This is a genomic window from Geomesophilobacter sediminis (assembly GCF_016458275.1).
Classification (GTDB): domain Bacteria; phylum Desulfobacterota; class Desulfuromonadia; order Geobacterales; family Geobacteraceae; genus Geomesophilobacter; species Geomesophilobacter sediminis.
In genome coordinates this window covers 290,598-307,913 of record NZ_JAEMHM010000003.1, presented here as the reverse complement: position 1 = coordinate 307,913, position 17,316 = coordinate 290,598, and the positions used below count along the sequence as shown (strand labels likewise).

Sequence of the window (17,316 nt, the reverse complement as noted above, 5' to 3'; positions counted from 1 at the left end):
GTCGACCGGCCGGCTCCCGGCTTTAGCGCAATTTGCTCCCCGCGGCCTTCTCCCAGGCCTCCTTGGGAATCGCCAGGAACACCTCCACGAGCCTCGGGTCGAACTGCTGCCCGCAGCAGCGCACCACTTCCTCGCGTACTTCCTGGTAGGTGAGGGCCTTGCGGTAGGGGCGGTCGGAGGTCATGGCATCGAGCGTGTCGGCCAGGGCGAAGATCCGGGCGCTGATCGGGATCTCCTCTCGGGCGAGGCCGTTGGGATATCCCTTGCCGTCCCAGCGTTCGTGGTGGCAAAGCACCAGTTCGGCCGCACCGGCAAAGTAACGGATCCCGTTCAGGATCTCGAAGCCGACCACCGGATGGGTCTTCATGATCGCCCACTCCTCCTCATCCAGCTTCGCCGGCTTGAGCAGGATGTTGTCCGAGACCCCGATCTTCCCGATGTCGTGGAGCAGTGCCCCCTTGGCCAGTACCTGGCGTCCCCGCTCATCGATGCCGGCCGCCTCAGCCAGAAGCCGCGAGTAGTCCATCACCCGCTCGGAGTGCGAGCCGACCTCCTTTTCCCGCGCGTCCAGGGCCCGGATCAGGGCGGCGAGGGTGTGTTCGTAGGCAAGGTTGATCTCCCCCATGACGGTCCGGATCACCTCGGTCTGCTCGCGCACCTTCTGCTCCAGGTTCGCCTGGTACTCCCGCTTCTCCAGGATCAACTGGCGCTTGGCCATGACGTTTTTCACCGTCAAGAGAACGCGGTCCAGGTTGAAGGGCTTGGTGATGTAATCCTCGGCGCCGAAATGGATGCAGGAGAGGGCGGTATCCATGTCGTTCATCGCCGTGATCATCAGGACCGACGTGTCCGGGGCGATCCGCTTGACGTCTTTGAGCAGGTCGATTCCCGAACGCCCGGGCATCATGATGTCCAGAAGCGCCATGTCCAATTCGGTCGATTGAATCACCTCGAGCCCTTCTTCCGCGCTGGCCGCCTGGAAGCAAGTGAACCCCTCCCTGGAGAGGGTGAGGGCGATCAGTTCCCTGATCATCTCCTCGTCGTCGGCGATGAGGATGTTTCCGTTCAAAAGCTACCTCCTGGGGGCAGATCCGGCTTCCCCGCTTCGCTTCCGTTCCCGAGGGTCTCGGTCACCTTCTTGATCAGCGCGTCCCCGGCAAAAGGTTTGGGGAGGAAGGGGACCCCGTTCTCGAGAATCTTTTCGAAGCTCAGGTTGTTGTCGGTATGACCGGACATAAAGAGTACCTTGAGTTTCGGATTTTTCTGCGTCAATTGCTCGGCAAGTTTGGGCCCGCTCATAAACGGCATGACCACGTCGGTAAGGAGCAGGTCGATCTCGCTTTGATGCTCATCGAAAAGGGTGACCCCCTGGAGCGGGTCGGTGGTCTCGATGATCCGGAATCCCTGCTTCTTGAGGGTGTGGACCACCAAGTTCAGGACCCCCGGTTCGTCCTCCACCACCAGGATCGTCTGGGTGTGCATGCCGGCAATTTCCTCTGCCATCGGCTTCTTCGCCGAAGCCTGCTTCTTGAAAACCCGCGGCAGGAAAATGTTGAATTGGGTCCCCTGGTTGGGCTGGCTGATCACCTCGATGTAGCCGCCGCTTTGCTTGACGATGCCGTAGACGGTGGCAAGCCCCAGGCCGGTGCCGCGTCCCATCTCCTTGGTGGTGAAAAAGGGCTCGAAGATGCGCCGTTTCACCTCGTCGCTCATCCCCACGCCGTCGTCGCTCACCGAAAGCCGCACGTAACTTCCCGGAACCGCACCCGGATGCAGCATCGCGAAGTTCTCGTCGATCTCGTCGTTGCCGGTCTCGATGGTGATCTTGCCGCCGGTGTCCGAGGCGTCGCGCGCATTGAGCACGAGGTTCATGATGATCTGCTCGATCTGCCCCGGGTCGCACTTGATATAGCCAACGTCGTCGAGAAGCCCGGCAACGAGCTCGATGTTTTCCCCGATCAGGCGGCGCAGCATGGTCTCGATGGAGCGGACCTGCTCGTTGATATTGAGGACCTTGGGCTCCATGATCTGGCGCCGGCTGAAGCTCAACAGCTGGCGGGTCAGGTCGGCGGCGCGCTCTCCGGCCCGCAGGATCTGCTCCGCCTCTTTGCGCATCGGGGTCCCGTATTCCAGGGAGCGGATCAAGAGCGTCGAGTAGCCGTTGATGATGGTGAGGAGGTTGTTGAAGTCGTGCGCGATACCGCCGGCCAGCTGGCCGATCGCCTCCATCTTCTGGGCCTGGCGCATCTGTTCGATGCCCCGCTTGCGCTCGGTGATGTTTTCCTTTACGGCGACGAAATGGGTGATCCGTCCGTCGCCGTTTTTGACCGCGGAGATCGAGGCGCTTTCCCAGAACAGTTCGCCGCTCTTTTTCTTGTTGTGGAGCTCGCCGTGCCACTCCCGCCCGTCGGTGATCGTGGCCCACAGGTCCTGGTAGAAGGGCTTGTCCATGGTCCCGGACTTGAGGATGCGCGGGTTCTTGCCGGCCACCTCGGTTTCATCGTAGCCGGTCACCTCGCAGAACTTCGGGTTTACGTACTCGATGTTCCCCATGATGTCGGTGATCACCACCGAAACCGGGCTCTGCTCGACCGCCTGCCAGAGTTTGCTCAGTTCCGCCTCGGCGTGTTTTCTTTCGGTGATGTCGAGCAGCGTGCCGATGATGGCGGGGTGGCCGTTGAGTTCGGTGCGGGACCCGTTCATCTCCAGGTCCACCATGGCGCCGTCGCTGCGCACCCCCTGGCAGAAGACGTGGATATTGCCGCCGGCCTCCTCGAGGGGGCGGAGGAACTGGGCCATGACCCGGAACTGATCTTCCCGGGCAACGAGGTCCAGGAGGGATTTCTGCCCGGTGAGGCTATCCTGGGGATAGGCGAAGATCTGGGCGAACTTGGGATTTACGTAGCTGAAGCGCCCCCCCTGGAGCATGAAGATCCCGACCAGGGACTGCTCGACCAGGCACTGCAGGCGCGCCTCGGTCGCCACCAGGGCTTCCTGGGCCAGGCGCCGTTCCCGGCGCACCACGGCTTCGTTCAGTTCCCGTTTTACCGCCGGGATCAGGCGGGTGAGATTGTTCTTTACCAGGTAGTCCTGGGCCCCGGCGCGCATCGCCTCGACGGCGAGGTCTTCGCCCATCTGGCCGGACACCATGATGAGGGGAAGGTCGAGGTCGCGGTCCTGGAGCAGCTTGAGCGCGGCAAGGCCGCTGAACCCGGGCATGACGAAGTCGGAGATGACCAGCTGCCATCCCCCACGGTCCAACGCCTGCTCCAGTTCCTCGGCGGTCTGAACCCTTTCGTAGCTCGGTTCAAACTCCTTTTGCAACTGCAGCGCGATGAGCGTTGCGTCCTCGGGTGAATCGTCAATGATGAGGATTCGAATGGCCTGTTTCATTGCACGTCGGTCCTTCTCGTTTTCGGGCCGGAAGTAGCGGCGGGCATCGATGTGCCGCACATATCATTTCGCTCTTATCGGCCGCAACGATCCATTAGTTTAGGTAAAAAATGTATCTTACGGGCGAAAAAACGATTTTTCCCGATAACTTGGCGGAAATCTGGTCTCCAGACGGCTTCCGGTTAATCAAATCGTTACCTTAGGTGTTCGTAGGGAAGGTCCCGACATGACGTTGCCTGGTGGCCGTTTCCCTCAAAGCGCCATGAGGACGGTTTTTTCTAAAGCTTCGCCGTCCGGGCGCCGATGGGTCCTATTGAGGTGGCGCGCCCCGGAAACGGGATCGAAACGGCGCCCGATCGGTTGGAGCGGCATCCCTGCCGGGGCGGCTGCTCTGGCCCCCTATCCCGACGCTCCGATCCGGAGGCAGGAGAATTCATGCTGATCAACGACGAGATACAGAGGCAGGTGCTGCCGACCATAGTAAAGGCGACGGCAGCGACCCCTGGGGGAGATACCGAGCAGCGCTCCGCCTCGCAGTTGGCCATGAACCCCGGCCAGCAGGTCAAGGCGGAGATCATCGCCACGCTCCCCAACCACATGTACCTCGCCCGGATCGCCGGGGAACTCTTCAATATCGAGCTTCCGATCATCATGGAGCCGGGGCAGGCGATGAACCTCATCTTCGTCTCGGCCGACCCCCGGGTTACCTTCCAGTACGTCCCATCTAACGGTGCAGAATCGATCCGGTTTACCCAGGTCGGTAAATGGCTTTCCACGGTGGTCGAAAATGCCGCTCCGTTGCTCCCTTCCGGCCCGCTGGTGGAGGACCCGATGCAGGGGGCCGATCTGATTGCGGCCCGTCTGCGGGAGGCTTTGGTGCAGGGGGGGCTTTTCTACGAGTCCCATCTCGCCCAGTGGGCGGCGGGCAATTACGCCACCCAGGAATTGCTCAAGGAGCCGCAGGGGCGTCTTTCCAAGACCGAGGCAAAAGAAGATGCCGATCCCGCCAAGGTGAAACAGGAGCGGGCCGACGGCGCCACCTTCGCGGATCCGAGCACCCTATCCCTGGTGAAGGAACAGCTCTCCATGCTGCGCAGCGGGCTTTTGACCTGGCAGGGGGAGGCGTGGCCCGGGCAGGATATGGAACTGGTGGTCTCCCGCGATCAGGGGGAGGATGGGGAGCCGGCGATTCAGGCGAACCTGGCGGTGGAACTGCCGCAACTCGGGGCGGTTCAGGCATTTTTGAAGATTTCCGCGGAAGGGTTGTCGGTGGAGCTGGCCTGCGGGACCCCGGAAGGGACCCGCCAACTCAAGGATGGCGCGCCCGATTTCAAGGCGGCTCTCTCCTCGGTCGGCTTGTATCTCGGACGGATGGCGGTGAAAGATGTCGAATCGTGAAACGGTGACCAAGCAGGCGGTGGCCATGGCCTACAGCCCAACCGACGGCGCGCCCCGGGTCGTCGCCAAGGGGAAGGGGATCACCGCGGAGGCGATCATCTCCCTGGCGCGGGAAAACGGGATTTACGTGCACCGCTCGCCCGAACTGGTGAACCTCCTGATGCAGGTCGACCTGGACCGGGAGATCCCGCCCGAACTGTATCAGGCGGTCGCCGAGCTTTTGGCCTGGCTTTACCGCATGGATCAGAACATGTCGAAGAACGGGTCCTCGATCAGGTAGTGTCCGTCCTGCGGCGTCACGGTCCTTCGGTTCAGCCCCGGGACCGTGGGAATGATGATCCGGTAGTCCTTTATCTTCAATTCCTCGGGAACTCCCGCCTTTTCCCTTACGTGCCCACCTCCGGCAATCACCACCATCACTCGCTCCGGGTGTGCGCCCAGGTACTCCTCGATCTTGCGGGCCATCACCCGGTTGCGGAGCATCTGCGCCTCGGAAATGTAGACGAAATTGCCGCCATGCACCGGGTAAGCCGCCTTGAGCTCGGCGAGGTATTCCTCCGGCAGCGGCTCGGCGGCCCCTTCCGGCAGGCGGCGCAGGTCGACATCGGTGAGGGAGGCAAACCCCTGCTGGGAAACCTTGAGCACCAGATCCCGGGGGGCGTTCAGCGCGATGACCGGAATGTGCTGGTCCCGGGCGTAGATGAGAATGTCGCGGTACAGGCCCCAAGGGAGATTGCGCCAGTTCCAGAGGTAGGTCCCGACGAACGTCGCCTCCGATACCTTCCCGGCGCTCCAGGCGTCGAGGGCATTCTGGCTCACCCCCTCGAACATCTCCATACCGATGGCAACCGGTTTGCCGGCGTTACGGGCCGCCTTGACCACCTCGAGCTGCAGTTGGTGGTGCGCCGGATCGTCGTGGCGCTCCCCGACCAGGATGATGCGCGAGGAGACCACCTCGTGGAGCATGGTCTCCACGTCGATGCGTTGGCGGTCCTGGACCCGGAGGGCATGGGTGACTGAGCAACCGGGGAGAAAGCAGAGGAGAAACAGCAGTAAGAATAATGGTGACTTGGGCATGCGACACCGTACCATAGGCAATGAACAATGAGCAATCGGATTAGCGTCCATCTCTATGGTCAGAGGGGGCCCGGAGGGCGGGTGAGGGAAGGCTCTTCGTGGGTATTTCCCTCACCCCGACCCTCTCCCGGAGGGAGAGGGAGGTTACTCTCGGCTGGTATGAAGAGGGGCGCAAATCAGAAAAAGTAACTTTGCAAAGGGCGGCCATCGTTGCGGGGAGTCCCTAACGTCCCCGGTGTCCCTTAGGTACCTTCAGCCCTTGTCCACAAAAAAACCCGAAGCTTGCGCCTCGGGTTTTTTTGTAAAAGCAGGTCCGGTGACTACCGCACGTAGACCCTTCTTCCTTCAACCTTGAGTTTCCCTTCGGAGAAGAGCCGGATCGCTTCGGGGTAGAGGCGGTGTTCTTCCTTCAGAATCCGCGCCGCCAGGGTGTCCTCGGTGTCGTCATCCTGGACCGGAACGGCCGCCTGCAAGATGATGGGGCCGGTGTCGGTGCCGGCATCCACAAAATGGACCGTGCAGCCGCCGAGCTTCGCACCGTATTCCAGGGTTTGCCGCTGGGCATGCAGCCCGGGGAACGCCGGGAGCAGGGCGGGGTGGATGTTCATCACCGCCATCGGGAATGCATCCAAAAGCACCTGGGTGATGATCCGCATGAAACCCGCCAGGGCGACCAGTTCCACGCCGTGCCGGCGCAGCACCTCCACGACCGCGGCATCGTAGCTCCGCCGCCCCTCGAACTGGGTGTGGTCGATGTGGATCGCCGGAATCCCGGCCGCTTCGGCCCGTTTGAGGGCGTAGGCGTCGGCCTTGTTGCTGATCACGCAGGCGACGCGTCCCTTGACGGTACCGTTGGCGCAGGCGTCGATGATCGACTGGAGGTTGGTGCCGCTTCCGGAAACAAGAACGCCGATGTTCAGTAACTTATCCATGTAACTGCGGCTCCCCTCAACACCTGTTCAACGTTCGGCGTTCAACGTTTAAAAGGTGTTGGCGCCTTTGGTCCCAACTTCCGACCTTGAACCTGGAACGTTGAACGTTGAACTGTTTATACGAGTTCCACGCATTCCTTGCCGGGCTCGCACTTGGCGACTTCGCCGATGTAGAATGCGGTCTCGTTGAGGCCGTTGAGACGAATCAGGATATCCTCGGCCTCGCGCTCGGGGACGATGAGGACCATGCCGATGCCGCAGTTGAAGGTGCGGTAAAGCTCGGACTCTTCGATGTTGCCGGCCTTCTGCATGATCTTGAAGATCTCCGGGATCTCCCAGCTGTCCTTGCGGATGACCGCCTTGCAACCGTTGGGAAGCACCCTGGGCACGTTCTCCGGCAGGCCGCCGCCGGTGATATGGGCGATCCCGCTCACGTTGAAGTCGCGCATGAGGTTCATGACGGTACGGACGTAAATGCGGGTCGGGGTGAGGAGCTCCTCGGCGACCGTTTTCCCAAGGCCCGGGAGCTCGTCGTTGATGCCGAGGCCCATCCGCTCCAGGATCACCTTGCGGGCCAGCGAATAGCCGTTGCTGTGCAGGCCGCTCGAGGCAAGGCCGATCAGGTGGTTGCCGACGGTGATGGAGGAGCCGTCGATGATCTTCTCGCGTTCCACGACGCCGACGGCGAAGCCGGCCATGTCGTACTCTTCACCGGCATAGAAACCGGGCATCTCCGCGGTTTCCCCGCCGATGAGGGCGCAGCCGGCCTGGACGCACCCTTCGGAAACGCCCTTGATGATGGACGCGGCCTTCTCGGGATCCAGCTTCGCGGTGGCGAGGTAGTCGAGGAAAAAGAGCGGTTCTGCTCCCTGGACGATGATGTCGTTGACGCACATCGCCACCAAGTCGATACCGATGGTGTCGTGTTTGTCGGCAAGGAAGGCGAGCTTCAGTTTGGTCCCGACGCCGTCGGTGCCGGAGACCAGGACCGGGTGTTTGTACTTCCCGGTATTGAGGGAGAAGAGACCACCAAAACCGCCGATGTCAGCGAGGACCTCCGGACGGGAAGTTGCCTTGACCAACGGCTTGATCATTTTGACAAAAGTATTGCCGGCATCTATGTCAACACCGGCATCTTTATAAGTAATTTTGGTCTCGTCCACGTTGGTACCTCCAAGAAATTAAAGGGAAAATCTAACCCATCTCCCCTTAAATGTCAAAGCGAAAAAAAGGTTTACTTCGCTCCGGCGTTTGCATATCATGCGCTTCAGTGCGCGATCTGTCTATGCAATTAATCATTTGTCCCATGTCAGAAAAGCACCTACAAAAGGTGCTCACCATTGAGAACGCCTCCTTCTCACGTCCCTGGACGATCCGTCACTTCCAAGACGAAATTGAATCCCCCCACGCACTCCCCATCGTTGCCGAGTCACCGGACGGTGAGGTGCTCGGCTACCTCTGTCCCAAGGTAGTGTTGGACGAAGGCGAGATACTCGATGTCGCCGTTGCCGAGAGTGCGCGCGGGAAAGGAATCGGGCGTCTGCTGGTGGAGCATGCCCTTTCCTGGTGCCGGGAGCGGGGTGCCGCGGTGGTACTGCTCGAGGTGCGGGTGGGGAACGATTCCGCGATCGAGCTTTACCGCCGGATGGGCTTCACCGAGTCCGGCATCCGCAAGCGCTACTACGAAGACGGCTCCGACGCACTGCTGATGCAACGGCCGTTGTAAATCCGTTCGGCGTTCGACGCTCGGCGTTGCCAAGGATTATAAGACTTGCGGGTAACGCTGATAAGTTGCGCTGAACGGCTTCATCACGGCTGTGTCGCCGGGAATGGGCGTACGAGGGTGCCGCACCAACAAAGAATCGGGCTTTTACTCTTTAACGCCGAACGTCGAACGCCGAACGTCGAACGCCGAACGTTTCTTTAGGAGTCACGATGCAGTTCAAATCCATGGTCATATCCAATGTCGAGCTTTCTCCCTGTTATTTCAGGATGAGAATGACCGCTCCCCAGGACCTCGGAACGTCGCTTCCCGGGCAGTTCCTCATGCTCAAGGTCACTGAGTCGATCGATCCGCTGCTTCGGCGCCCGTTCGGCCTCTTCGACGTCGGCACCTTCCAGGCCGAGTACGACGAGACCCCGCACACCTACGTGGAGATCCTCTACAAGGTGGTGGGGAAGGGTACCAGGATGCTCTCCGCCCTGCACCACGGCGACGGGATCGACCTTTTGGCCCCGCTGGGCAAAGGGTTCCGCCTCGGCGAAAAAGGGGAGGAAAAGATCCTGGTCGGCGGCGGCGTCGGTCTTGCCCCGCTCTACTACCTGGCCAAGGCACTGGTCGCCCAGGGTGAGAAGGTCCGCCTCTTCGCCGGCGGCCGCAACCGGGACGACATCCTGTGCATTACCGAGTTCGAACGCCTCGGCGTCGAGACCTACGTCGCCACCGACGACGGGACCCTTGGCGAGCAGGGCTTCGTGACCGAAGTGCTCGAAAAGCATCTGGGCGCCGGCCAGCGCATCTTCGCCTGCGGCCCGATGCCGATGCTGGGCGCAGTCTCCCGTATGGCCGAAGCGCACGGCGTTCCCTGTCAAGTTTCCCTGGAGGCGTACATGGCCTGCGGCGTCGGCGCTTGCCTCGGCTGCGTCATGCCGGGTGCCAACCACAGCGATCAGACCCCCGACTACCGCTGCGTCTGCAAGGACGGCCCGGTGTTCGACAGCTTTGAGCTCAAATGGAGTTAGTCATGCATAAACCTGATATGTCGGTGGAGGTCGCCGGGATCAAGATGCGCAACCCGGTCATGACCGCGTCCGGGACCTTCGGCTACGGCGCCGAATTTGCCGATTACCTCGACCTGGAGAGCATCGGCGCGATGATCACCAAGGGGCTCTCGCTCAAGCCCAAAGCGGGGAACCCGACGCCGCGCATCGTGGAGACCCCGGGCGGGATGCTGAACGCCATCGGCCTGCAAAACGTCGGCATCGACGCCTTCATCGCGGAGAAGCTCCCGTATCTTAAGAATGTGCAGACCCCGGTGGTGGTGAACCTCTACGGCAACACCCTGGAGGAATACGGCGAGGTTGCCAGTCGCCTGGACGGGCTCCCCGGCGTCGCCGGCATCGAGGTCAACATCTCCTGCCCCAACGTGAAGCAGGGGGGCATCGTGTTCGGCACCGATCCCAAGGCGGCGCAGGAAGTGGTGCGGCTGGTCCGCAAGAGCACCACCAAGCCGATGATCGTCAAGCTTTCCCCCAACGTCACCGACGTTGTTTCCATGGCCATCGCCTGCGCCGAGGCCGGCGCCGACGCGCTGTCGCTCATCAACACCCTGACCGGGATGGCGATCGACCTCGACCGGCGCCGCCCGATTCTGGCCAACGTCACCGGGGGGCTTTCCGGCCCGGCGATCAAGCCGGTCGCGCTGCGCATGGTCTGGCAGGTCGCCAAAAACGTGAAGCTGCCGATCATCGGGATCGGTGGTATCATGAACGGCCGCGACGCCCTCGAATTCATGCTTGCCGGCGCCACCGCCATCCAGGTCGGGACCGCAAGTTTCCTCGATCCGGGCGCGGCCCAGCGGATCGCCCGCGAGATGGAGCAGTACCTCACCGAAAACGGCATCGAGTCGGTATCTTCCCTGATAGGAGCGCTCAACGCCTGATGGAGAAGTGGGAACAGAGCCTGAAAGATTGCGTGACCAGCCCGGAGGAACTAGCCGGGCTTTTTCGCGTCGATACCGGGGATTGCGCTACGGTGAGCCGGCGCTACCCGATGCGGATCACCCGGTACTATCTCGGCCTCGTGCAAAAGCCGGGTGACGCCATCTGGCGCCAGTGCGTCCCGCAGACGGAAGAACTCGCCGATTTTTCCCAGTCCCCCGATCCTTTGGACGAGGAGCGGCTTTCGCCGGTCCCCGGGCTGATCCACCGCTATCCGGACCGGGTGGTCTGGATAGCCTCGGCCTCCTGCCCGGTTTACTGCCGCTTTTGCATGCGCAAAAGGGGGGTGGGGTGCGCCGCCATGGCCCCCGCCGCGCCGGAAGCAGCTCTCGCCTATATCGAAGCCCATCCGGAGATCCGGGACGTCATTCTCTCCGGCGGCGACCCGCTCATGCTCCATGACGACCAGCTCGATGCGCTCTTGAGCTCGATCCGGCAGATTCCCCACGTGGAAATCGTGCGGATCGGGACCCGCGTTCCGGTGACCTTCCCGGAGCGGGTGACCGCAAGGCTCGCCCGCATGCTCAAGAAGCACCATCCTCTCTTCATCAACACCCACTTCAACCACCCGGACGAGATCACGCCGCAGTCCGCCAAGGCGTGCGCCACGCTGAGTGACGCCGGGATTCCGCTGGGGAACCAGTGCGTGCTGCTGAAAGGGGTGAACGACGACCCGCAGGTGATGCGCCGCCTGATGCTCAAGCTCCTTTCCATCCGGGTGCGCCCTTATTACATCCACCAGATGGACCTCGTGAAGGGGACCGCGCATTTCCGCACCCCGGTCACCAGCGGCATCCGGATCCTCAACGCCCTGCGCGGCCACTGTTCCGGCCTGGCCCAGCCCCACTACGTCATCGATCTTCCCGGCGGGAAGGGGAAGGTGGAGATCCCGTCCGGCAAGGTGCGCCGCGATGGTGCCACCCTCTACCTCACCAATTACCTCGGCGAGGAAATCGCCTACGAGGACCTGGGATGAGCGAGCGCCGCCACCTGCAGGTCTCCTGTGCGCTGATCGAGCGCGACGGCGCGGTGCTCGCCTGCCGGCGCAGCGCCACCATGAAGATGCCGCTTAAGTGGGAGTTTCCCGGTGGGAAGATCGAGGCCGGCGAGAGCGCTGCAGAGTGCCTGGTCCGCGAGGTCCTCGAAGAGATGGCGGTGCGGGTCAGCATCATCGAACCGCTTACCCCCGTCACCCATGACTATGCGACGTTCACCGTCACCCTCTATCCCTTCGTCTGCAGCATCGAGGAGGGGGAGCCGGTCTTGCACGAGCACGCCGAGCTTTTGTGGCTCCCACCCGACGAGCTGCCCCACCTCGACTGGTGCGAAGCGGATTTTCCCATCATCGCCGATTACCGGGAGCGCCTTTCGGCGCGGCAGAAAGGGTAGGGGACCCATGTGCGGCCGCTTTGCCTTGACCCTTCCCCCGGAACTCCTGATGGAACTCTTCGGTCTCGCCTCCCTTCCCTCGGTCGCCCCGCGCTATAACATTGCGCCCACCCAGGCGGTGGCGATCATTCGGAAGATCGACGGCGGTAGAAAACTGGAACTGGTTCGGTGGGGGCTGGTGCCGCACTGGGCCAAGGATCTTTCCATCGGGGCCAAGCTGATCAACGCGCGGTCGGAAACCCTTGCTACCAAGGCCTCGTTTCGTGAAGCCTTTCGTTCCCGGCGTTGCGTCATCCCTGCCGACGGCTTCTATGAATGGATGACGGAAGGGAAGAAAAAGGTCCCCTGGTTCATCTGCCGCAAGGACCGGCAGCCGGTCCTCTTCGCCGGGCTTTGGGACCGCTGGGTGGGGCCGGAACAGATGGTGGTCGAAAGCTGCACCATCGTTACTACCGAAGCCAACCAGACGGTGCGTCCTCTCCACGACCGGATGCCGGTGATCTTGGGTCCGGAGCAGGCCGAGCTTTGGCTCTCCCCCGATCCTGCCTCGATGGAATCCCTTTCCCAACTACTCGTTCCCGCTCCCGAAGAGCTCCTTACCTCCTACCAAGTCAACCCGCTGGTCAACAGCGCCGGCCATGACGATCCCGCCTGCCTGGAACCGGCAACTCCTGGAGCCTATTCCCAATCGGAACAACCTTCCCTGTTTTAAAGGATGGAAATCAAACTCCACCCTTTATCTCCCTTTGACAAAGGGGGGAAGGGGGGATTTACCTTTCCCGAGGAGACCCCGACCATGCTGAAGGAAAATCCCGATCCCGGTTATTTGTGGGAGCACCGTTCCAGGCGCGCATGACTCTATCGGATCGCGCCGGGAATGGCACTTCTGCAAGGTACGGCTCATATTTTCCCCACATCCCCTAGACATCCGTTTTCGTGTATACTGAGGTGGTCGTTGAGTTTCCCAGCGGAGGTCTTCACATGAGAATAGATCGCGGCGATGAGGAAAACATTCACCTGCAAAAGAACGGAAAAGAAGCAGTAGCTGTCTGCGGGGTCTGTGGCTCGATCCTGGAACAAGACAAAGAAAGCGGCGAATTCCGCTGCACGGAGTGCGACGAAGAACAATGAAACAATGAGACAATGAGCCAATGAGACGAAAACGATTCTGTTCATTGTTTTATTGTTCATTGTCTCATTGAATCCGGGGGTGTGACATGGCAGAGCTATCACCGGGAACCCATTCGGAATTCAAGGACCTCCTTGCAGAGAGAAAGCGCCGGCTCTGGGCGGAACTTAGGGATGAGATATTCCGTTCCACCGGTGAGAGCCTGGCCAACCAGTATGACATCCCGCAAGACGTGGGCGACAGCAGTATCCTGGACATGTTGTCCGATGCCGGTCTTGCCGTGGCCGATATCCGGAGAGAGGAACTGACGCAACTGGAAGAGGCGCAACGACGTCTCGAAGAAGGAACCTACGGCAAATGCGAACGGTGCGGCCGTCCGATCGGCGCCCAGCGCCTGAACCTGGTACCCTTCACCCGTTACTGCGTAAGTTGCCAGACCGACGTGGAAGGCCCGGCCAAAGGCCCGGGAACCAAGCTGTAAGCCACGCAAAGAGCAAACGCAAAGAGCAAACGCAAAAAGGCAGGGCCGGAATACCGGCCCTGCCTTTTTTAATTCTGTTTCATATCCTCTAGCACCCCCCTTTGACAAAGGGGGGATGGGGGGGGGTGCTTTTGAGGTTCTTAAGTCGGACTCTCGTAAAGTCAAAACCTTAGAGGCAAATCCCCCTAAATCCCCCTTCGAAAAGGGGGATTTCAAACCAATGGTCAAAGCAACGCGTCGATCGCCTCGAAATCCATGACCTCGGCGTTGGCGGTAATCCAGTTCAGCTTTTCCTGATCTTCGTAGGTGATCTTGGCGACGTCTTCCATGAGGGTGGTGAAGACCTTTGCGGTGGTCTCCTCGACCCGGATGTAGGGGATGTTGCTGTCGTGCAGGATCTGCTGGCTGATTTCGGAGACGGCGACGTGACCGGCGACGACGAGCCCGGCAATCTTGTCCCGGTACGCCGGGATATGGTAGAGCGAGGAAAGGGTGACGATGAGCTCGTCGCGGGAACTGGTCAGGATCAGCAGGGTCGAGTCCATCAGCCCGTCGATGACTTTCTGCGACGATGCGGCGCCCAACTGGATGTTGTGGATGATGCGGCTTTTCTCGTTCAAATCCCCCTGTAGCGGAAGATTGAACAACTTGGATATGTGCGCCAGCGTCGGGTTCGCGAGAGTGGGAGAGTAGTTGAAGCCGTCGATGACCTTGAGCCCGATGGGTTCCAGGGAGCGCTGCAGAAAGCTCTTCGTGATCTCCTTCTTGGATGGGATGAGCTTGTTGGCGATGATGCCACGTACGTCCGCCCCTTCCCGCTCGTAAAGCGCCAGGTTCAGGTGGACCGAGTCGATTACCTTCCCGATGCCGCTTTCCGTTACGATCAGTACCGGCGCGTCGATCAGCTTGGCAACCTTGGCGTTGCTGAGCCCGATGACGGCGCCCACTCCGCCGTGCCCCGCCCCCTCGATCACCAAAAAATCGTACTTCTCTTCCAACTCCCGAACCGCGTCCTTGATGCAGTTGGCCAGCGAGAGATCGTCCAGCCGCCCCATCAGGTAATCCTTGGTGAAGTCCCGGTGCAGCGATACCGGCGACATCAGGGCGATGTCCTCTTCGAGGCCGAATGCCTTTGCCATGAGGAGCGCGTCCATATCCACCAGGAAATCATCGTGCATTACCGTCTTTGGTCCAAACGGTTTGATGAAGCCGACCCGCTGGTACTTCTTGCGGGCGAGATGCATCAACGAAATGCTCATGGTGGTTTTGCCGCAGTTCTGACCGGTTGCTGCAATGAATATTTTCTTTGCCATTTTGGGACCCCAAAGGTTGGAATGGCGTATGTTTACATAAATAGCAAGGTGCGGTCAAGCAAATGACAGTGAGGCTCTGGCAATGAGGGAAGTTGAACGTCACTAAAACCAGATCTGGCGGGATCAAACTGATTGGTTGGCTTTTTAAAACGTTCCCTCTCCTTCAAGGGTTGCGTGCGAGAGCACGGCTTGCAACGGACAGGGTGAGGATGGGTTACGGCTGTGATGGGGGCGCATGTTATTGGCAGACCCCCATCTCCCTCCATCCCTCTCCCTTGAAAGGGAAGGAATGGGTAGGCCTATGGTCACTCCGGTAGGAACTTGAAAACCAGCAGTGAAATGTCGTCTTTGGAAATGGTATTGCGGGAAAAGGCGGAGAGAGCATTGAGGATCGCCGCAATGATGCCGGCGGCATTCTTGTGACTGTGCGCCGCAAGGACTTCGCACAGACGTTCCTGGCCGAACATCTCCTCCTTCGGATTTTCCGATTCGGTGATGCCGTCGGTGTAGAGGAGCAGGATGTCGCCCGGTTCCACCGCGATGCTTTTTTCCTCGAAAGCCACGTCCTTGCGCACCCCCAGGATCAGACCGTCGGTGTCCAATTCCTGGAACATCCCCGAAGCGGGGCGATAGAGGACCGGAGGCGGATGGCCGGCATTGGTATAGGTGATCTGACGGGTGGCGAAGTTGAAACTCAAATAGGCCATGGTGATGAAAAGCTCGGCCCGGTTCAGATCCTCGTAAAGGAGGTTGGTCAGCGCGGCCAGGGTTTCCGCGGGACGGTGCAGCCCCCTTTGCCGGGCGTGCAGCACGCTGCGGGTCTCGACCATCATGAGCGCCGCCCCCACGCTGTGTCCCGACACGTCCGCGATCACCATGTCCAGATGCTTCTCGTTGTAAAAGAGGTCGTAATAGTCGCCGCCGATATGGGTTGCCGGGACGCAGCGACCGGCGCACTCGATCCCGCGGCGTTGGGGCGGCGCCGGCGGGAGAAGGGAGAGCTGGATCTGTTTGGCGATCTCCATCTCCTTGAGCATGCTCGTGTTTTCCATCATCGCCTTTTCGGCCAGCTTCCTCTCGGTGATGTCCTGCTTGATGCAGATGAAGTACATGATCCGGCCGATGTCATCGGTTACCGGGGTGATGGTCTGCTCCTCGGTATAGAGCGTGCCGTCCTTGCGGCGGTTGATCATCTCGCCCTGCCAGACTTCGCCGGAGTTGATGGTGCCGCGCAGATCCTGGTAGAACCTCATGTCGTGGAGGTCCGACTTGAGAAAGCTCATGTCGCGGGTGATCGCTTCCTCCGGAGTGTAACCGGTCATCCGGGTGAAGGCCTGGTTCACCCAGATCACCATCCCCTCGGGATTGGTGATGACGATGGCGTTCGCCGCTGCTTCCAGGGCGGCGCTTTGCAGACGCAGGTTTTCTTCGGCGCGCTTTCGAGCGGTGATGTCCGAGATCAGGCCGTCGTAGGCGATGAGTTCCCCGCTGTCGCTGTAACGGGGGACGATGGTATTCACCACCCAGCGGATCGAGCCGTCCTTGTTGCGGATCCGGTGCTCCAGGGAGGGGACGTCGACGTCGTTCCCCTGCAGGATCCGCTCGGTGAGCTGCATCACCGCAGGTTGGTCTTCCTCGACCACCATCTGGTACCAAAGGAAGGGGTTGCTTTCGTACTCCTCGTTGGAATAGCCGGTCACTTTCAGACAGCCGGGGCCGTGCGAGGTGCTGACCACGGTCCCGTTTTGCAGACGGACGGTGTAGATATAGTCGGTGACCGCGTCGACCAGGCGCCGGTAGCGGCGTTCGCTGCGCACCAGGGCCGCCTCGGCCTCGCGCCGCTTGCGGCGGACCTCCGCTTCCTGCATTTCCCTCTCGATGGCGGGGACCAGGCGGGAAATCTTTCCCTTGATGAAGTAGTCGTTGGCGCCGGCTTTCATGGCGTCGACCGCAGTATCTTCGCCGATCTTCCCCGAGACGATAATGAAGGGGATGTCCTGCCCGCTCTTTTGCACCAGCTTCAAAGCGTCCAGCCCGCTGAAACCGGGGAGGACGTAGTCGGAGATGACGACGTCCCAGGTCCCGGTGACCAGGGCGTCGGCCATATCGTCCGCAGTCTCGACCCGGCGTGCCTCCGGCGCAAAACCGCCCCGGCGCAACTCCAGAACGAGAAGGAGGGCGTCGTCCTCGGAATCTTCAACGATGAGCATGCGTAGCGGTTTGGCCATCGCGGGTCCTGTTTACCTATTCTCTTTGGATTTCCTGTTCTCTTTAGAGGTGAAGCCCGATTAAGTCCCCCTTTGCGAAGGGGGATTTAGGGGGATTTGCCTTTTAGCCTCTGTGTTCCAAAGTTCCGGAACAACTACGTGAGGGCAAATCCCCTCCGGCACCCTTTTTCAAAGGCGGAGGTGATCGGTCTTGAGTATTCCTTTGATCTAACAGGATACTATGAGCAATGTCACTGGAGTTTAAACAGGGATGAAG

At 60.7% G+C, this 17,316-nt stretch carries 17 protein-coding genes; 10 read left to right on the top strand and 7 right to left on the bottom strand.

Features of this window, described 5'->3' with window-relative positions; all coding sequences use genetic code 11:
- Positions 1-22: 22 nt before the first annotated feature.
- Together JFN93_RS04725 and JFN93_RS04720 are read right to left on the bottom strand one after the other, a co-directional pair.
- Positions 23-1,069 (bottom strand): HD domain-containing phosphohydrolase, encoded by a 1,047-nt coding sequence (locus JFN93_RS04725; RefSeq protein WP_199382842.1) that lies wholly within the window; start codon positions 1,067-1,069, stop codon positions 23-25.
- Positions 1,066-3,393 carry a PAS domain S-box protein gene (locus JFN93_RS04720; RefSeq protein ID WP_199382841.1) on the bottom strand — a complete coding sequence of 776 codons (2,328 nt, stop codon included), beginning with the start codon at positions 3,391-3,393 and terminating at the stop codon, positions 1,066-1,068. Before JFN93_RS04720 ends, JFN93_RS04725 begins: the two co-directional genes overlap by 4 nt.
- A 435-nt stretch (positions 3,394-3,828) precedes the next feature.
- On the opposite strand from JFN93_RS04720, the gene fliK reads away from it, so the two are divergent.
- Both fliK and JFN93_RS04710 read left to right on the top strand, forming a co-directional pair.
- On the top strand, positions 3,829-4,791 hold the full coding sequence (gene fliK, locus JFN93_RS04715) for a flagellar hook-length control protein FliK (protein ID WP_199382840.1): 963 nt from the start codon (positions 3,829-3,831) through the stop codon (positions 4,789-4,791).
- Entirely contained in the window at positions 4,778-5,071 is a 294-nt protein-coding gene (locus JFN93_RS04710) for an EscU/YscU/HrcU family type III secretion system export apparatus switch protein (protein WP_199382839.1), read from the top strand. Before fliK ends, JFN93_RS04710 begins: the two co-directional genes overlap by 14 nt.
- On the opposite strand, the gene JFN93_RS04705 is transcribed toward JFN93_RS04710, so the two are convergent.
- From JFN93_RS04705 to purM, 3 genes are all read right to left on the bottom strand, one after another.
- Positions 5,035-5,868 carry a ChaN family lipoprotein gene (locus JFN93_RS04705; RefSeq protein ID WP_199382838.1) on the bottom strand — a complete coding sequence of 278 codons (834 nt, stop codon included), beginning with the start codon at positions 5,866-5,868 and terminating at the stop codon, positions 5,035-5,037. The two genes, JFN93_RS04710 and JFN93_RS04705, sit on opposite strands and share 37 nt — an antisense overlap.
- Positions 5,869-6,188: 320 nt before the next feature.
- Positions 6,189-6,800, bottom strand: a complete 612-nt coding sequence (gene purN, locus JFN93_RS04700; protein WP_199382837.1) for a phosphoribosylglycinamide formyltransferase — start codon at positions 6,798-6,800, stop codon at positions 6,189-6,191.
- 116 nt (positions 6,801-6,916) lie between these two features.
- Entirely contained in the window at positions 6,917-7,963 is a 1,047-nt protein-coding gene (gene purM, locus JFN93_RS04695) for a phosphoribosylformylglycinamidine cyclo-ligase (protein ID WP_199382836.1), read from the bottom strand.
- Between the two features lie 143 nt (positions 7,964-8,106).
- On the opposite strand from purM, the gene rimI reads away from it, so the two are divergent.
- The 8 genes from rimI (at position 8,107) to JFN93_RS04655 (ending at position 13,519) form a co-directional block, all read left to right on the top strand.
- A complete protein-coding gene (gene rimI, locus JFN93_RS04690) occupies positions 8,107-8,526 on the top strand; it encodes a ribosomal protein S18-alanine N-acetyltransferase (protein ID WP_236021534.1) in 420 nt (139 codons plus the stop codon).
- A 209-nt stretch (positions 8,527-8,735) separates the two neighbouring features.
- Positions 8,736-9,542, top strand: a complete 807-nt coding sequence (locus JFN93_RS04685; RefSeq protein ID WP_199382834.1) for a dihydroorotate dehydrogenase electron transfer subunit — start codon at positions 8,736-8,738, stop codon at positions 9,540-9,542.
- A gap of 2 nt (positions 9,543-9,544) precedes the next feature.
- The gene (locus tag JFN93_RS04680) at positions 9,545-10,462 is read left to right on the top strand and encodes a dihydroorotate dehydrogenase (RefSeq protein ID WP_199382833.1); all 918 of its coding nucleotides are present in this window, start codon (positions 9,545-9,547) and stop codon (positions 10,460-10,462) included.
- Positions 10,462-11,496, top strand: coding sequence for a KamA family radical SAM protein (locus JFN93_RS04675; protein WP_199382832.1), 1,035 nt, complete (start codon positions 10,462-10,464; stop codon positions 11,494-11,496). The genes JFN93_RS04680 and JFN93_RS04675 overlap by 1 nt, the downstream gene beginning before the upstream one ends.
- Entirely contained in the window at positions 11,493-11,909 is a 417-nt protein-coding gene (locus JFN93_RS04670; protein ID WP_199382831.1) for a (deoxy)nucleoside triphosphate pyrophosphohydrolase, read from the top strand. The genes JFN93_RS04675 and JFN93_RS04670 overlap by 4 nt, the downstream gene beginning before the upstream one ends.
- 7 nt (positions 11,910-11,916) lie before the next feature.
- Positions 11,917-12,621: an SOS response-associated peptidase gene (locus JFN93_RS04665; RefSeq protein WP_199382830.1), complete on the top strand. Its 705-nt coding sequence runs from the start codon at positions 11,917-11,919 to the stop codon at positions 12,619-12,621.
- Between the two features lie 269 nt (positions 12,622-12,890).
- Positions 12,891-13,040 carry a hypothetical protein gene (locus JFN93_RS04660; RefSeq protein WP_199382829.1) on the top strand — a complete coding sequence of 50 codons (150 nt, stop codon included), beginning with the start codon at positions 12,891-12,893 and terminating at the stop codon, positions 13,038-13,040.
- Positions 13,041-13,126: 86 nt separating this feature from the next.
- Entirely contained in the window at positions 13,127-13,519 is a 393-nt protein-coding gene (locus JFN93_RS04655) for a TraR/DksA family transcriptional regulator (protein WP_199382828.1), read from the top strand.
- A 224-nt stretch (positions 13,520-13,743) separates the two neighbouring features.
- Here the strand turns inward: JFN93_RS04655 and JFN93_RS04650 are convergent, their stop codons facing one another.
- Together JFN93_RS04650 and JFN93_RS04645 are read right to left on the bottom strand one after the other, a co-directional pair.
- Positions 13,744-14,832: an AAA family ATPase gene (locus JFN93_RS04650; RefSeq protein WP_199382827.1), complete on the bottom strand. Its 1,089-nt coding sequence runs from the start codon at positions 14,830-14,832 to the stop codon at positions 13,744-13,746.
- Between the two features lie 305 nt (positions 14,833-15,137).
- Positions 15,138-17,060, bottom strand: coding sequence for a SpoIIE family protein phosphatase (locus JFN93_RS04645; RefSeq protein WP_199382826.1), 1,923 nt, complete (start codon positions 17,058-17,060; stop codon positions 15,138-15,140).
- Between the last annotated feature and the right edge of the window lie 256 nt (positions 17,061-17,316).

Coding starts and splice junctions, on each gene's coding strand:
- JFN93_RS04665 (WP_199382830.1), top strand. CDS start 11,917: ATGTGCGGCCGCTTTGCCTTGACCCTTCCCCCGGAACTCCTGATGGAA.
- JFN93_RS04720 (WP_199382841.1), bottom strand. CDS start 3,393: ATGAAACAGGCCATTCGAATCCTCATCATTGACGATTCACCCGAGGAC.
- JFN93_RS04650 (WP_199382827.1), bottom strand. CDS start 14,832: ATGGCAAAGAAAATATTCATTGCAGCAACCGGTCAGAACTGCGGCAAA.
- JFN93_RS04655 (WP_199382828.1), top strand. CDS start 13,127: ATGGCAGAGCTATCACCGGGAACCCATTCGGAATTCAAGGACCTCCTT.
- JFN93_RS04670 (WP_199382831.1), top strand. CDS start 11,493: ATGAGCGAGCGCCGCCACCTGCAGGTCTCCTGTGCGCTGATCGAGCGC.
- JFN93_RS04705 (WP_199382838.1), bottom strand. CDS start 5,868: ATGCCCAAGTCACCATTATTCTTACTGCTGTTTCTCCTCTGCTTTCTC.
- JFN93_RS04710 (WP_199382839.1), top strand. CDS start 4,778: ATGTCGAATCGTGAAACGGTGACCAAGCAGGCGGTGGCCATGGCCTAC.
- rimI (WP_236021534.1), top strand. CDS start 8,107: ATGTCAGAAAAGCACCTACAAAAGGTGCTCACCATTGAGAACGCCTCC.
- JFN93_RS04645 (WP_199382826.1), bottom strand. CDS start 17,060: ATGGCCAAACCGCTACGCATGCTCATCGTTGAAGATTCCGAGGACGAC.
- JFN93_RS04680 (WP_199382833.1), top strand. CDS start 9,545: ATGCATAAACCTGATATGTCGGTGGAGGTCGCCGGGATCAAGATGCGC.
- JFN93_RS04685 (WP_199382834.1), top strand. CDS start 8,736: ATGCAGTTCAAATCCATGGTCATATCCAATGTCGAGCTTTCTCCCTGT.
- JFN93_RS04675 (WP_199382832.1), top strand. CDS start 10,462: ATGGAGAAGTGGGAACAGAGCCTGAAAGATTGCGTGACCAGCCCGGAG.
- purN (WP_199382837.1), bottom strand. CDS start 6,800: ATGGATAAGTTACTGAACATCGGCGTTCTTGTTTCCGGAAGCGGCACC.
- JFN93_RS04660 (WP_199382829.1), top strand. CDS start 12,891: ATGAGAATAGATCGCGGCGATGAGGAAAACATTCACCTGCAAAAGAAC.
- fliK (WP_199382840.1), top strand. CDS start 3,829: ATGCTGATCAACGACGAGATACAGAGGCAGGTGCTGCCGACCATAGTA.